Below are 14,801 nucleotides of genomic sequence, written 5' to 3' on the forward strand. Positions count from 1 at the left end.
GAGGGGCCGGCCCGGACGGCGTGCTCAGACGTGTCAGACCAGGTCGAACCGGTCCAGGTCCATGACCTTGGTCCAGGCGGCGACGAAGTCCTTCACGAACTTCTCCTTCGCGTCGTCGCTCGCGTAGACCTCGGCGACGGCACGCAGCTCGGAGTTCGAGCCGAAGACCAGGTCGGCGCGCGTGCCGGTCCACTTGACCGCGCCGGAGGCGTCGCGGCCCTCGAACTCGTCCTGCGCCTCGGACGTCGACTTCCACTGCGTGCCCAGGTCGAGCAGGTTGACGAAGAAGTCGTTCGTCAGCGTGCCCGGACGGTCGGTGAGGACGCCGTGCTTCGACTTGGCGTGGTTGGCGCCGAGGACGCGCAGGCCGCCGACGAGGACCGTCAGCTCGGGCGCGCTCAGGGTCAGCAGGTTCGCCTTGTCGAGGAGCAGGAACTCGGCCGGCAGGCGGTTGCCCTTGCCGACGTAGTTGCGGAAGCCGTCGGCGGCCGGCTCGAGCGCGGCGAACGACTCCACGTCCGTCTGCTCCTGCGCGGCGTCGACGCGGCCCGGCGTGAAGCCCGCCTGGATCTCGACGCCGCCGTCCTTGGCCGCCTGCTCGACGGCCGCGGTGCCGGCGAGCACGATCAGGTCGGCCAGCGAGACCTTCTTGCCGCCCGCGGAGTTGAAGGACTCCTGGATGCCCTCGAGCGTACGCAGCACGTGCGCGAGCTCGTCGGGGTTGTTGACCTCCCAGCCGCGCTGCGGCTCCAGGCGGATGCGGGCGCCGTTGGCGCCGCCGCGCTTGTCGCTGCCGCGGAAGGAGGAGGCGGCGGCCCAGGCGGCGGAGACGAGCTGCGGGACCGTGAGGTCGGAGCCGAGGACCTGCTCCTTGAGGGAGGCGATGTCCGCGGCGTCGATCAGCTCACCCTCGCGGGCGGGCAGCGGGTCCTGCCACAGCAGCTCCTCGGAGGGGACCTCCGGGCCGAGGTAACGGACGACGGGACCCATGTCACGGTGCGTCAGCTTGTACCAGGCGCGGGCGAAGGCGTCCGCGAACTCCTCCGGGTTCTCGTAGAACCGGCGCGAGATCGGCTCGTAGACCGGGTCGAAGCGCAGCGACAGGTCGGTGGTGAGCATCGTCGGAAGGTGCTTCTTCGACGCGTCGTACGCGTCCGGGATGATCGCCTCGGCGTTCTTCGCGACCCACTGGTTGGCGCCGGCCGGGCTCTGGGTGAGCTCGTACTCGTACTCGAAGAGGTTCTTGAAGAAGAGGTTGCTCCACTGGGTGGGCGTCTCGGTCCAGGTCACCTCCAGGCCGGAGGTGATGGCGTCCTTGCCCACGCCCGTGTTGTACGAGCTCTTCCAGCCGAGGCCCATCTGCTCCAGCGGCGCGGCCTCGGGGTCGTCGCCGACGCTGTCCGCCGGGCCCGCGCCGTGGGTCTTGCCGAAGGTGTGGCCACCGGCGATCAGCGCGACGGTCTCCTCGTCGTTCATCGCCATGCGGCGGAACGTCTCGCGGATGTCGCGGGCCGCGGCGATCGGGTCCGGGTTGCCGTTGGGGCCCTCGGGGTTGACGTAGATGAGACCCATCTGGACGGCGGCGAGCGGGTTCTCCAGCTCGCGGTCGCCGGTGTAGCGGGCGTCGCCGAGCCACTCGGTCTCGGGGCCCCAGTACACGTCCTCGTCGGGCTCCCACTCGTCCACGCGGCCACCGGCGAAGCCGAAGGTCTTGAAGCCCATGGTCTCCAGGGCGACGTTGCCGGTGAGGACCAGGAGGTCGGCCCAGGAGATGGACTGGCCGTACTTCTTCTTGACGGGCCACAGCAGGCGGCGGGCCTTGTCGAGGCTCGCGTTGTCCGGCCAGCTGTTGAGCGGGGCGAAGCGCTGCTGGCCGCCGCCGGCGCCGCCGCGGCCGTCGCTGATGCGGTACGTACCGGCGCTGTGCCAGGCCATGCGGATCATCAGCGGGCCGTAGTTGCCGAAGTCCGCGGGCCACCAGTCCTGCGAGGTGGTGAGCACCTCGGCGATGTCGCGTTTGACGGCCGGGAGGTCGAGGGCGTTGAAGGCCTCGGCGTAGTCGAACTCCCCACCGAGCGGGTTGGCCACGGCGGGGTTCTTGGCGAGGATCTTCAGGTTGAGCCGCTCCGGCCACCACTGGCGGTTGCCGCCGCCCTGGGTGGGGTGTGCCGCGCGTCCGTGCGCGACCGGGCAGCCGCCTGTCTCCTCAGGCTTCGGGTCGGTGACGATCGCGTCGTGGTTCTCGGTCATGGGAATCCTTCCGGACGGGGCGGATCACGGTGCTCAGGAGCTCTGAGGACGGTGGAACAGCCAGGACACAGGGCCACCGTACGACCGGCGCAGCAGGTCGTGGCGGAGGAGCGCAGACACGAGGCGAGGACGAGGAAACGGCCGTCCGGCAGCCGGGCGCCGGATGCCGGGTCGCACGGACCCGCCCCCTGGACTCACGCAGCTTCCCGAACTCACGTGCTCTTCCCTGATGTTGCTCTGTCCCTGTCCCTTGGCTGTCGGCCGGAACCGATCCTACGATGGACGAAATCCAAGTCAATACGACCGACAGGCCCGGACGGAATCATTCGTCGGACGACGCAAAAGTTAGGCTGGTGGCCATGAGTGACCTGCTGCAACGACTCCGCGGACGCGGCTGGCGGATGACCGCCCAGCGCCGCGTGGTCGCCGAGGTGCTCGACGGCGACCACGTCCACCTCACCGCGGACGAGGTGCTCGCCCAGGCCACCGCCCGGCTGCCGGAGATCTCTCGGGCGACCGTCTACAACACCCTCGGCGAGCTGGTCGCCCTGGGCGAGGTCATAGAAGTGGCAACCGACGGCCGCGCCAGGCGGTACGACCCGAACGCCCACCATCCCCACCAGCACCTGGTCTGCTCGGGCTGCGGCACCATCCGCGACGTCCACCCGAACGGCGATCCGCTCTCCTCGCTGCCGCAGGACGAGCGCTTCGGGTTCACGGTCTCGGCGGCCGAGGTGACCTATCGGGGGCTGTGCCCGGACTGCGGCCCGCGGGCCTGACACCCGGCGGCGACGCGCGGCCCCGCCCCTCGGGTGGAGCGAACCTCCCGCGTCCCCTCCCGGAGAGCACCGCGTCCTCTTCGTCCTCAGCCGAGGAACGAGAGCCGCACCTCGCGACGGGGGTTGTCGACGTTCGTGTCGACCAGGCACACCGACTGCCAGGTCCCCAGCTCCAGCCGGCCGCCGATGACCGGGAGCGTCGCGTGCGGCGGCACCAGCGCCGGCAGGACGTGGTCCCGGCCGTGCCCCGGACTGCCGTGGCGGTGCTGCCAGCGGTCGTCCGCCGGAAGCAGCGAGTGCAGCGCGGCCAGGAGGTCGTCGTCGCTGCCCGCACCCGTCTCCAGGATCGCGATGCCCGCCGTGGCGTGCGGGACGAAGACGTTGAGGAGACCGTCGCGGCCGGCCGCCGCTTCCCGCAGGAAGGCCTCGCAGTCGCGGGTGAGGTCGTGGACCACCTCGGCCGAGCCGGTGGTGATCTGCAGGGTCCGGGTGGTGAACGCGTCGGGCATGCGTCCATCCTCCCGCATCCGGCTTCCCATTCGGCGATACGGAGAGTCCAGTTTCCGAGACGCCATTGACCGTGTGCACACCATCTGGCTACGTTCAGCGGCATGTTGCGTTCAGCTCTGCTCACCACGCGCGGTCACATCGACCTGCTGCGGGTGGCCTCCTCCGCGTGTCGTCGCGGCTGCTGACGCCCTTTCACCCGCTTCCCCATTCCTCACCTCCCCTCCGGCAGTCCGGCTCTTTCCCGCGCCTCTTCGCCGTCGCTCTCACGCGCCCTCGCCCACGGGTCCCCCGATCCGCACGCCTGAACGCCGCTGAGGCCCGCTGAGGCCCGTCGCCACCTGCCGGAGCGCCCCTCCCCTCCTGCCGTGGAGCATCCATGAGCATCAGCCATGCCCCGCCACACCCATCGCCAGACATCTCCGATTTGCCCGACAGTTCTGGTACGTCCTCAACTGGAGACGGGTCGGCCGGTCCCGGCCGCGGGACCGGCGCCGACGGAGACGGCCCCGAGCTCGAAGCCCTCGTCCCCCTCTCCAGCCGCCGCACCCGCGTCCCCCGCTGGCTGCGCCGCACCTCCGGCCCTCTCCTCCTGCTCGCCCTCTGGCAACTCCTCAGCGCCACGGGCGTGTTGACCAGCGACGTCCTCGCATCGCCCGGGACGATCGCGCAGGTCGGGCGCGATCTCATCGCGGACGGCTCCCTGCCGAACGCCATGGGCGTCTCCCTGCAGCGCGTCGCCGTCGGGCTGCTCTTCGGCACCGTCATCGGCACGGCGCTCGCGCTCGTCTCCGGGCTCTTCCGCATCGGCGAGGACCTCGTGGACGCCGGGGTGCAGATGCTGCGCACCGTGCCGTTCGTCGGACTGATCCCGCTCTTCATCATCTGGTTCGGCATCGGCGAGGCGCCCAAGATCGCCATCATCGCGCTCGGCGTCTCCTTCCCCCTCTATCTGAACGTGTACGCCGGAATCCGCGGCGTGGACGCCCAGTTGATCGAGGCCGGCGAGTCGCTCGGCCTGTCGCGGTGGGGGCTCGTGCGGCACGTCGTGCTGCCGGGCGCGCTGCCCGGCGCCATGACGGGGCTGCGCTACTCGCTGGGCATCGCCTGGCTCGCCCTCGTCTTCGCCGAGCAGGTGAACGCCGACGCGGGCATCGGCTTCCTGATGGTGCAGGCCCGCGACTTCCTGCGGACCGACGTGATCGTGGTCTGCCTGATCGTCTACGCCTTCCTCGGCCTCCTCGCCGACTTCGTCGTCCGTACCCTCGAAAGGCTGCTCCTGCAATGGCGACCGACGTTCACCGGCCGGTGACCCCCGCTCGGAGCGCGTCGTCCGCGGTGCGCGTCGACGGGCTCACCCGCAGCTTCGACGGCCGCGCCGTCATCGACGACCTGCGCCTCGACGTGCGGCAGGGCGAGTTCGTGGCGCTGCTCGGGCGCAGCGGCTGCGGCAAGTCCACGCTGCTGCGCATCCTCGCGGGGCTCGACCGCGACATCGAGGGCACCGTGCTCGTGCCGCGCCGCAAGGCCGTCGCGTTCCAGGCGCCCCGGCTGATGCCCTGGAAGCGGGTGTGGCGCAATGTGCTGCTCGGGCTGCCGGGCAAGCCGGACCGGGACGTCGCCGAGCGGGCCCTGGCCGAAGTGGGGCTCAAGCACCGCACGAACGCCTGGCCCAAGACGCTCTCCGGCGGCGAGGCCCAGCGCGCCTCCCTGGCCCGCGCGCTGGTGCGCGAGCCCGATCTGCTCCTGCTCGACGAGCCGTTCGGCGCGCTCGACGCGCTCACCCGGATCAAGGCGCAGCGCCTCGTCGACGAGCTGTGGCAGCGACGCGGGTGCGCCGTCCTGCTCGTGACGCACGACGTGGAGGAGGCGGTGCTGCTCGCCGACCGCGTGCTCGTCATGGACGACGGCGTCATCGCGTACGAGAAGGAGATCGATCTGGACCGCCCCCGCGGGATCTCCGACCCTCGCTTCGCCGAGCTGCGCGCGGAGCTGCTCCAGCGGCTCGGGGTCGAGACGGCGGACGCCGAGGCATCGGGGACCGGGGCGACCGACGCCGCCGCATCGCCCCGGAAGGACGCGGCCGACGCCCCGACGCCAGAGGACCCCGCGGCCGAGCCCGACCCCGCCGCCAGAACCCTCACCAGGACCAGCGCCTGACGCCCCGTCCCCCGCCAGGCCCGCTCCGCCCCACGATCCGACCGCACCGAACGGAACCCCATGCGACGACCACCTCTCGCCCCCGCCGCCCTGCTCGTCCCCCTGGCCCTGCTGCTCGCCGCCTGCTCCGGTACCTCGTCCGCGGGCACCTCGGTCGGCGGCTCGGGCGGCGGCACCGACGGAGAAGGGTCGCTCACCCTCGACGTCGGTGATCAGAAGGGCGGTTCGGAGGCCGTGCTGCGCGCGGCCGGGGAGCTCGACGACCTGAACTACAGGATCCGCTGGTCGACCTTCACCTCGGGGCCACCGCTCCTGGAGGCCGTCAACGCCAAGGCCGTCGACGTCGGCGCCGTCGGCAACACCCCGCCCGTCTTCGCGGCGGGCGCCGACTCGAAGATCTCCGTGGTGGCCGCGACCCATGGCACGGCGGACGGCGAGACGATCCTCGTGCCCAACGGCTCCTCCCTGAAGCGGACCGAGGACCTCAAGGGCAAGTCCGTCGCCGTGGCGCAGGGTTCGTCGGCGCACTACCAGCTGATCGCGTCCCTGAAGAAGGCCGGGCTCGACTTCAAGGACGTCGAGGTCAAGTACCTGCAGCCGGCCGACGCGCTGGCCGCGTTCACCGGCGGCAAGGTGGACGCGTGGGCCGTCTGGGACCCGTACACCTCGCAGGTCCTGCGCGCGAAGAAGGGCCGCGTCCTGACCGACGGCGACGGTGTGGTGAACGGCCTGAGCTTCCAGGTGGCGTCGCCCGCCGCGCTCGCCGACAAGAAGAAGGCGGCGGCGATCGACGACTACCTCAAGCGGCTGCGCCGGGCGCAGGACTGGGTCTACGAGCACCCGGAGGCGTGGGCGAAGGTCTGGGCGAAGGACACCGGCCTGCCGTACGAGGTGGCGCTCGACGCGGTCAAGCGCACCAACGGCACCCGGGTCCCGGTGGCCGTGGACAAGAACGTCATCGCCTCCGAGCAGCAGATCGCGGACACGTTCACCGACCTGAAGCTCATCCCGCGCCGCGTCGACTTCGGCGACTTCGTCGACACCCGGTTCAACGGCGACCTGCCGCCCTCCACCCGCAAGCCGCGCTCGTACAGCAAGGAGTCCTGACCCATGACCGTCCACCTCCACTGGTTCCTGCCGACCGGCGGCGACGGCCGTACCCTCGTCGACCGGCACGCCTACACCGACGGCGGCATCACGCGCTCCCGCGTCACCCCGGTGAGCGGCGTGCGCGCGCCCGACATCGAGTACCTGGCCCAGATAGCCAAGGCCGCCGAGCAGCTGGGCTTCGAGGCGGTGCTCACGCCGACGGGCACCTGGTGCGAGGACGCCTGGCTGACGACGGTCGCGCTCGCCCAGCACACCGAGCGCCTCAAGTTCCTCGTGGCCTTCCGCCCCGGCGTCATCTCCCCCGTGCTCGCCGCGCAGATGGCGGCGACGTACCAGCGCATCACCCGCGGACGGCTGCTGCTGAACGTGGTCACCGGCGGCGACTCGACCGAACAGCGGCGGTTCGGCGACCACTTGGACCACGACCGCCGCTACGCCCGCACCGACGAGTTCCTCTCGGTCGTACGAGGGGTCTGGAGCGGCAGGCCGTACGACTTCGACGGCGAGCACTACCAGGTCGAGGGCGGGCTGACCGCGCTGCCGCCGGACCCGCTGCCGGAGATCTTCTTCGGCGGGTCGTCGGCGGCGGCCGGTCCAGTCGCGGCGCGGCACACGGACGTCTATCTGACCTGGGGCGAGCCGCCGGAGCAGGTCAAGCAGAAGATCGACTGGATCCGGGGGCTCGCCGAGAAGGAGGGGCGCACGGTCCGCTTCGGCATCCGGCTGCACACCATCTCCCGCGACTCCTCCGCCGAGGCGTGGGCGACCGCGAACCGGCTGCTCGACGACCTCGACCCGGACACCATCGCCGCCGCCCAGGAGGCGCTCGGCCGCAGCGAGTCGGTGGGCCAGCAGCGGATGCTCGCGCTGCACGGCGGCTCCCGCGACAAGCTGGAGATCTCGCCCAACCTGTGGGCGGGCGTCGGTCTCGTGCGCGGTGGCGCGGGCACGGCCCTGGTCGGCAGCCACGCCGATGTGGCCGACCGCATCGAGGAGTACCACGCGCTCGGTGTCGAGCACTTCGTCCTGTCCGGCTATCCGCACCTGGAGGAGGCGTACTGGTTCGGGGAGGGCGTCATCCCCGACCTGGCCGCGCGTGGTCTGCTGCCCCGGATCCCGGCGGCGCCGCTCGCCGGGGTGCCCGCGGCGAACGGCCGCCCGGCCTCCGCCCCGGGCGGCGCTCCGCTGCTGGTGGCCGGGGGCCGCTGAGGTGCCCTGTCCGGGGCGGGAAGATCTCACACCCCGATGGAGTTAGTAGAAGCGTGAACGACATCGGGGTACGAGACGCGGCCGCCGCGGCGGCGCCACAGGACGTCGACGTGGTCGTCGTGGGGGCCGGACAGGCGGGCCTGTCCGCCGCCCACCACCTGCGGCGGGTCGGCTTCGAGCCGGACCGGGACTTCGTGGTCCTCGACCACGCGCCCCGGCCCGGCGGCGCCTGGCAGTTCCGCTGGCCCTCACTGACGTACGCCAAGGTCCACGGGATGCACGCGCTCCCCGGCATGGAACTCACGGACGCGGACCCCGCGCGCCCGTCGTCCGAGGTCATCGGGGAGTACTTCGAGGCGTACGAGCGCCGCTTCGACCTGCGGGTGCACCGCCCCGTGGACGTGCGCAAGGTCGGCGAGGGCGACGGGGGCAGGCTCCTCGTCGAGACCTCCGCGGGCACCTGGTCGACGCGCGCGCTGATCAACGCGACGGGCACCTGGGACCGGCCGTTCTGGCCCCGCTACCCGGGCCAGGACACGTTCCGTGGACGGCAGCTGCACACGGCGGTCTATCCCGGTCCGGAGGCGTTCGCCGGTCAGCGGGTGATCGTCGTGGGCGGTGGCGCGTCCGGCACGCAGCACCTCATGGAGATCGCGCCGTACGCGGCCTCGACCACCTGGGTCACCCGGCGCGAGCCGGTCTTCCGTGAGGGCGCCTTCGACGAGAACTGGGGGCGCTCGGCCGTCGCCATGGTCGAGGAGCGCGTGCGCCAGGGCCTGCCGCCGCGCAGCGTCGTGTCGGTGACGGGCCTGCCGGTGAACGACGCGATCCGGCAGGCGCGGGCCGACGGCGTCCTCGACCGGCTCCCGATGTTCGACCGGATCACCCCGACGGGCGTGGAGTGGGACGACGGCCGGCGGGTGGACGCCGACGTCATCCTCTGGGCGACGGGCTTCCGCGCGGCGATCGACCACCTCGCGCCGCTGCGCCTGCGGGAGGCGGGCGGCGGCATCCGCATGGAGGGGACCCGCGCCGCCGCCGACCCCCGCGTCCATCTGGTCGGCTACGGGCCTTCGGCGTCCACGATCGGCGCCAATCGCGCGGGCCGCGCGGCGGTGCGCGACGTCCGGCGGCTGCTGGCGGAGGCGCCGGTCACGGTGTGACGCGACGCCCCCACCGGATTCTCAGGGCAGATAGAGGGTGTAGAGGAGCTTGTCGGGCGTGACCGGCGGGGTGCCCTGCAGGGCCCCGGTGGTGGCGTTGTCGACGAGCCCCTTCTTCACCTGGGCCGGTGTGTCCGTCGGCCGGAAGGCGAGGTGGAGCGCGGCCGCCCCGGCCGCGTGCGCCGTGGCCATGGACGTGCCGCTCAGCGTCGTACTGGAGGTGTCGCTGTCCTTCCAGGCGGACGGGATCTGCACGCCGGGCGCGAACAGGGAGACGCACGCGCCGTAGTTGGACGAGGAGGCCCGCCGGTCGCCGCTGTCACTGGCACCGACGCCGATCGTCTCGGGCACCCGCGAGGGCGAGGTGTCGCAGGCCCCGCCGGACTGTCCGGAGCTGCCCGCCGAGACGGTGTAGGTGACACCGGAGTTGATCGAGTTGCGGACCGCCGTGTCGAGGACCTGGCTGGCCCCGCCGCCCAGGCTCATGTTCGCGACGGCGGGCCGCTTCGCGTTCTTCGTCACCCACTCGATCCCGGCGACGACCCCCGAAGTGGTGCCCGAGCCCTGGCAGTTCAGGACGCGCACCGCCACCAGCTTGGCCTGCTTGGCCACCCCGTACGTCTTGCCCGCCGCGACACCGCCCACGTGAGTGCCGTGGCCGTTGCAGTCGTTGCCGTTCTGACCGTCGCCGACGGTGTCGATGCCGACCGAGGCCCGGCCGCCGAACTCCGCGTGGGTGGTCCGCAGTCCGGTGTCGATGACGTACACGCTCACGTTGGGGGCGGTGGTGCGGTAGGTGTACGTGGTGGACAGCGGAAGGCGCCGCTGGTCGATGCGGTCGAGGCCCCAGGGCGCGTTGGGCTGTGTGGTGTCCGCCGCGGGCCGCACGGCCCGCGGGGCGTCGATCCTGACGCGGGTGTCCTGACGGACGTACGCGACACGGGGGTCCGCAGCGAGGCGCTCCGCCTGCGCCCGGCTCATCCGGGCGGAGAAGCCGTGCAGCGCGGCCCGGTACACGTGCCCGAGCCGCGCTCCTTCGGCCCGGCCGACGAGCTCGCGTGCCACGGAGGGCGCGGCGTCGGCGGCCGCTGCCGAGCGCCCGCCCTTCAGTACGACGATCCAGCCGTCCGGCACGGCGGTCTCGGAACCGCTCGCGAGCCGCACGTCCCCGGCGGAGCCGCCGGAAGCCGCGTGCGTGACGGAAGGGGCGACGCCGAGCTGGAGTCCGGCGGCCACGAGCGCGGCGGACAGCAGCACCGCTGCGGGCCGCCGACGGGAGGGCATTCTCATCCCGGTGCACCTGAACCTTTCGTTGACCAGGGGTGGGGTCGGATCATGTGCGGTGCGCGGTGCGGTCGTTGCCCGTGGTGCGGCGCGGAGCGCATGTCAGCCTCTCGTGCCGTCCCGCCCGGCACAAGAGGCCGGGGCATGCCCGCCCGGCTCAGGGCGCGACGACGTTCACCAGGCTCTTGTGCGGGAGGTAGCGCGGCACGTCGAGACGGGCGTGCACCGGGGTGACGCCTTCCAAGGTGTCGATGGCCGTGCGCAGTTCGCGGGTGCCGCCGTCCCCGGCGAAGCGCCGCCAGGCCGCCATGTCCTCCCACTCCGCGTGGTTGAGCACCCGCCGGCCGTCCTTGCTCGCGAGGAAGTGGGCCCCGAGCAGCCCCTCGGGCCGGAGCCGCTCAAGGATGTCGACGACGGCATCGGCGAGCGCGCGCTGACTGTCGGGGCCTTCGGTCTCGAACGTGGGGGTGACCAGGGCACCGGGGGTGCGGTCCGCGCTCCGGGCGGGTGCGTAGCTGCGGTAGTGCGCATAGCGCACCAGGCCGGGGCGCTCGATGCCCGGGACGATCCGGTCGACCTCGCTGATGCTCTGGGAGCGCCGGGCGCGGGCCCAGGCCAGGTGCGACTCGTCGTCCGTCCACTGCGCGTGGTTGAGGACCTCGCGGCCGTCCTCGCCCAGGAACGTGGTCACGGAGAGCATCGCGTCCGGGCGCTCTTCGTGTTCCCAGCCCTCGATGACGAGGTCCGCGGCCCGCCGCTGGACGTCCGGCGCGGGCACGATCCAGGAGCTGACGAGGATCGTCCCGGCGTCCGCGCGCCGGACGTCGGGGAAGGCATCGGGAATCGGCGTGGTCATGGTCGGCTCCTCCTGAGCGCGGCTGCGGTGAGATCGAGGCACAGCGTCGTACCTGAACCGCGGTCGAGGTCAAGAGGGGGCCGACCGAAAGCGGGGAACGGATCCCGGGGAGGGCCTACTTGGGCTGCGTCTTGTTGAACTCCGCGACGTTCTTCTGGTGTTCCTCGAAGCTGGCGGTGAAGCGGGTGTCCCCGGGCTTCACGGTCACGAAGTACAGCCAGTCGCCCGCCGTCGGGCTGGTCGCCGCCCGCACAGCCGCCTCGCCGGGGTTGCCGATGGGGGTGGGCGGCAGACCCATGCGCGCGTACGTGTTGTACGGGCTGCTGATCTTCGTGTCACGCTCGCTGGTGGCCAGCGTGGAACGGTTCAGGGCGTAGTTGATGGTGGAGTCCATCTGGAGGGGCATGCCCCGGTCGAGGCGGTTGTAGATGACCCGGGCGACCTTGCCCATGTCCGCCTTCGTGCCGGCCTCGGCCTCGACCATGCTGGCGATGGTGACGGTCTGGTAGACGTTCACGGCATTGCGGTCGGCGCCCGCCGTGACCTGGCCGCCGCCGAACTTCTTGTTCGCGGTGTTCACCATGTACGACAGGACGGACGCCGGCGTCGACTGGGAGCCGATCGGGTACGTCGCCGGGAAGAGGTACCCCTCGGGGTTGCCCCCGGCGTCGCCGGGAAGTTTGAGGTCGGCCTTCGCAAGTGCCTTCTTCGTGGTGCCCGCGGGCACCTTGAGGGCCTTGTCCACGGCTTCGTACACCTGGCCCGAGCGCCAGCCCTCGGGGATGGTCAGCGTCTCGGGCCGCGCCTCGTCGTCGGGGAGCAGCAGCGGCACCGCCACGGCGGTGGCCGCCGCGACGGCCCCGGTGGCGATCAGGGCGATCCGGCCCCGCCGCGTCAGTCGAATCGTGCCCCGTCGCGGAATCTTGGTCTGCATGCGGGCACGGTAACCCGCAAAAGCGGGCATTCCCGGCATATTTTCACGCAAACATCCCGGTGGTCATGCGGTCGGCTCCAGCTGGGCGTCCCTGCGGACGAGCGCGGCGTACCGGCCGTCGCGGGCCAGGAGCTCCTCGTGGGTGCCGCGCTCGGCGGTGCGGCCTGCGTCCAGGACCACGATCTGGTCGGCGCCGCGGACGGTGGAGAGCCGGTGGGCGATGGTGAGGGTGGTCCGGTCGGCGGACAGGGCGTCGATGGCCTCCTGCACGGCCCGCTCGGTGCGGGTGTCCAGGGCGCTGGTCGCCTCGTCGAGGATGAGGACCGGCGGGTCGCGCAGGATGGTCCGGGCGATCGCAAGGCGCTGCTTCTCACCGCCGGAGAAGCGGTGTCCGCGCTCGCCGACGACGGTGTCGTACCCGTCGGGCAGGGACGCTATGTGGTCGTGGATCTGCGCGGCGCGGGCCGCGGTGACGAGTTCCTCGTCGGTGGCGTCGGGCTTGGCGAAGCGGAGGTTCTCGGCGACCGAGGCGTGGAAGAGGTACGTCTCCTGGGAGACCACGCCGACGGCCCGCGCGAGGGTGTCGAAGTCGAGGTCGCGCACGTCGACGCCGTCGAGGGTGACGCGACCGCCCGTGACGTCGTACAGCCGGGGCACCAGATGGCTGAGGGTCGACTTGCCGGAGCCGGTGGGGCCGACCACGGCGAGACTGCCGCCGGCGGGTATCGCGAGGTCGATGCCCTGGAGAGTGGGGCCGGACTTCTCGTCGTAGCGGAACTCGACGCCCTCGAAGCGGACCTCGCCCTTGATCTCGTCGAGGCGCACCGGGTCCTTCGGCTCGGTGATGTCGACGGTCAGGTCGAGGTACTCGAAGATGCGCTGGAAGAGCGCGAGCGAGGTCTGGATCTGCACGCCGGTGGAGAGCAGGCTCACGGTCGGCCGGAACAGGCCCTGCTGGAGCGAGACGAAGGCGACGAGCGTGCCGATCGAGACGGTCGGCCCGCCCAGCTGGAAGGCGAGTCCCGCGGTCCAGTAGATGACGGCGGGCATAGCGGCCATGACGATCGTGATGACGGCCATGCGCCAGCGGCCCGCCATGTTCGAGCGGATCTCCAGGTCGACGAGCCGCTCGGACTCGTCCGCGAAGGACCTGGTGAGGGAGTCGGCGCGGCCCATCGTGCGGCCGAGGACGATGCCGCTCACGGAGAGCGACTCGGTGACGGTCGCGGCCATGACGGCCATCTGCTTCTGCCGCTCCGTGGCGATCTTCTTGCGCTCGCGGCCGACGCGGCGGCTGATCCACACGAAGACCGGCAGCAGGAGCAGCGAGACGACGGTCAGGCGCCAGTCCAGGGCGAGCATGGCGACGACGGTCGCGATCACGCTCGTGAGGTTGGAGACGAGGGAGGTGGCCGTGGAGGTGACGGTCGCCTGCATGCCGCCGATGTCGTTGGCGATGCGGGACTGGACCTCGCCCGTGCGGGTGCGGGTGAAGAACGCCAGGGACATGCTCTGCAGCCGGCCGTAGACGGCCGTGCGCAGGTCGTGCATGACGCGCTGCCCGACGGACGTGCTGATCAGCGTCTGCAGGACGCCGAAGACGCTGGTGACGACCGCGCTGAGGATCATGCCGAGCGCGAGCAGGCTGAGCAGACCGGTGCGCCCCTGCGGCAGGGCGGTGTCGAGGATCTCCTTCAGGAGGAAGGGCGTGGCGACCGAGACGAGGGACGCGGCGCAGACCAACAGGCCCACGAGCGCGAGGCGGCCCCGGTAGGGACGGAAGAGGCGGAGGATGCGGCGCAGCTGGCGCGGCGGTTCCTGGTCGGGGGCCTGGGGAGGCGGCGTCCAGGTCGGTTCGTCGTGATGCATGGGCTCCTACGGGGTGCGGGCCTGCGGGATGCGCGGCGGGGTGCGCACCGCGGGCGCGGGTGCGTACTGCGTGTTCCCTGCGCGACGCGTGATCGGACGCATACGGGCGGGACGATGAAGGACTCAGGGAGCATAGCTCACTGTTACCTATGTTCACAATGCACAAGGTCCTGATAATGTTCCCGGCATGACCACCCCGGACACCGACGGCCCCCTCGCCGAACAGCTGCTGCGGCTCACCCGCAGGCTGCACCGCATCCAGAAGCGCCATCTGGAGCCGGTGGGCGTCACCCCGGCCCAGTCCCGGCTGCTGCGCACCCTCGCGCACTACGAGGCGCCGCCGCGCATGGCCGATCTCGCCCAGCGCCTGGAAGTGGTCCCGCGCGCCGTGACGAGCCTGGTCGACGGCCTGGAGTCGGGCGGTCTGGTGCGGCGTGCGCCGGATCCGAGCAATCGCCGGGTGATCCGGATCGAACTCACCGACGCGGGGCAGGACGCGCTGAAAAAGCTGCGCAGCGCGCGCCGGGCCGCCGCAGAGGACATCCTGGCTCCACTGACCGCCGAACAGCGCGAGGTGCTCGGCGGCCTGCTGTCCGCCCTGGTCGACGACCCCGGAGGTCGTTGCTGACACGCGACGGTCACCGCGGCGCGTCGCCGACATGCGACGGCCCAGGCGGCCG

General features: G+C 71.8%; 14 protein-coding genes. 8 read left to right on the forward strand and 6 right to left on the reverse strand.

The annotated features are described in order from the left end of the window. Positions 1 to 33: 33 nt before the first annotated feature. A complete protein-coding gene (gene katG / locus AB0L89_RS21170; protein WP_365142983.1) occupies positions 34 to 2,250 on the reverse strand; it encodes a catalase/peroxidase HPI in 2,217 nt (738 codons plus the stop codon). A gap of 359 nt (positions 2,251 to 2,609) precedes the next feature. Between katG and AB0L89_RS21175 the strand changes: the two genes are divergently transcribed. After that, a complete protein-coding gene (locus tag AB0L89_RS21175; RefSeq protein ID WP_365142984.1) occupies positions 2,610 to 3,029 on the forward strand; it encodes a Fur family transcriptional regulator in 420 nt (139 codons plus the stop codon). An 86-nt stretch (positions 3,030 to 3,115) separates the two neighbouring features. On the opposite strand, the gene AB0L89_RS21180 is transcribed toward AB0L89_RS21175, so the two are convergent. Beyond that, entirely contained in the window at positions 3,116 to 3,538 is a 423-nt protein-coding gene (locus AB0L89_RS21180; RefSeq protein WP_365142986.1) for a secondary thiamine-phosphate synthase enzyme YjbQ, read from the reverse strand. A gap of 102 nt (positions 3,539 to 3,640) precedes the next feature. Here AB0L89_RS21180 and AB0L89_RS21185 point away from each other — a divergent pair, with 102 nt between their 5' ends. The 6 genes from AB0L89_RS21185 (at position 3,641) to AB0L89_RS21210 (ending at position 9,178) form a co-directional block, all read left to right on the forward strand. After that, complete coding sequence (locus AB0L89_RS21185) at positions 3,641 to 3,724, forward strand: putative leader peptide (RefSeq protein WP_355809829.1); 84 nt, start codon at positions 3,641 to 3,643, stop codon at positions 3,722 to 3,724. 191 nt (positions 3,725 to 3,915) lie between these two features. Next, positions 3,916 to 4,848 carry an ABC transporter permease gene (locus AB0L89_RS21190; protein ID WP_365142988.1) on the forward strand — a complete coding sequence of 311 codons (933 nt, stop codon included), beginning with the start codon at positions 3,916 to 3,918 and terminating at the stop codon, positions 4,846 to 4,848. Continuing rightward, positions 4,821 to 5,696, forward strand: coding sequence for an ABC transporter ATP-binding protein (locus tag AB0L89_RS21195; protein WP_365142990.1), 876 nt, complete (start codon positions 4,821 to 4,823; stop codon positions 5,694 to 5,696). Before AB0L89_RS21190 ends, AB0L89_RS21195 begins: the two co-directional genes overlap by 28 nt. A gap of 60 nt (positions 5,697 to 5,756) precedes the next feature. Beyond that, positions 5,757 to 6,803 (forward strand): ABC transporter substrate-binding protein, encoded by a 1,047-nt coding sequence (locus AB0L89_RS21200; RefSeq protein WP_365142992.1) that lies wholly within the window; start codon positions 5,757 to 5,759, stop codon positions 6,801 to 6,803. A 3-nt stretch (positions 6,804 to 6,806) separates the two neighbouring features. Next, the gene (locus tag AB0L89_RS21205) at positions 6,807 to 8,015 is read left to right on the forward strand and encodes an LLM class flavin-dependent oxidoreductase (RefSeq protein WP_365142994.1); all 1,209 of its coding nucleotides are present in this window, start codon (positions 6,807 to 6,809) and stop codon (positions 8,013 to 8,015) included. Between the two features lie 53 nt (positions 8,016 to 8,068). After that, positions 8,069 to 9,178, forward strand: coding sequence for an NAD(P)-binding domain-containing protein (locus AB0L89_RS21210; protein ID WP_365142996.1), 1,110 nt, complete (start codon positions 8,069 to 8,071; stop codon positions 9,176 to 9,178). Positions 9,179 to 9,199: 21 nt separating this feature from the next. Here AB0L89_RS21210 and AB0L89_RS21215 read toward each other — a convergent pair whose 3' ends face one another. The 4 genes from AB0L89_RS21215 to AB0L89_RS21230 all read right to left on the reverse strand — a co-directional run bounded on the left by AB0L89_RS21215 (position 9,200) and on the right by AB0L89_RS21230 (position 14,121). Further along, complete coding sequence (locus AB0L89_RS21215; RefSeq protein ID WP_365142997.1) at positions 9,200 to 10,468, reverse strand: S8 family peptidase; 1,269 nt, start codon at positions 10,466 to 10,468, stop codon at positions 9,200 to 9,202. 151 nt (positions 10,469 to 10,619) lie between these two features. Further along, positions 10,620 to 11,318, reverse strand: a complete 699-nt coding sequence (locus AB0L89_RS21220) for an antibiotic biosynthesis monooxygenase (RefSeq protein WP_365142998.1) — start codon at positions 11,316 to 11,318, stop codon at positions 10,620 to 10,622. A gap of 115 nt (positions 11,319 to 11,433) precedes the next feature. Beyond that, entirely contained in the window at positions 11,434 to 12,252 is an 819-nt protein-coding gene (mltG, locus tag AB0L89_RS21225; RefSeq protein WP_365143000.1) for an endolytic transglycosylase MltG, read from the reverse strand. A gap of 63 nt (positions 12,253 to 12,315) precedes the next feature. Beyond that, positions 12,316 to 14,121 (reverse strand): ABC transporter ATP-binding protein, encoded by a 1,806-nt coding sequence (locus AB0L89_RS21230; RefSeq protein WP_365143001.1) that lies wholly within the window; start codon positions 14,119 to 14,121, stop codon positions 12,316 to 12,318. Between the two features lie 187 nt (positions 14,122 to 14,308). Here AB0L89_RS21230 and AB0L89_RS21235 point away from each other — a divergent pair, with 187 nt between their 5' ends. Beyond that, entirely contained in the window at positions 14,309 to 14,749 is a 441-nt protein-coding gene (locus AB0L89_RS21235; RefSeq protein ID WP_365143003.1) for a MarR family transcriptional regulator, read from the forward strand. Positions 14,750 to 14,801 lie beyond the last annotated feature (52 nt).

It is taken from the genome of Streptomyces sp. NPDC052114 (genome assembly GCF_040680155.1).
In the GTDB taxonomy this organism is placed as follows: domain Bacteria; phylum Actinomycetota; class Actinomycetes; order Streptomycetales; family Streptomycetaceae; genus Streptomyces.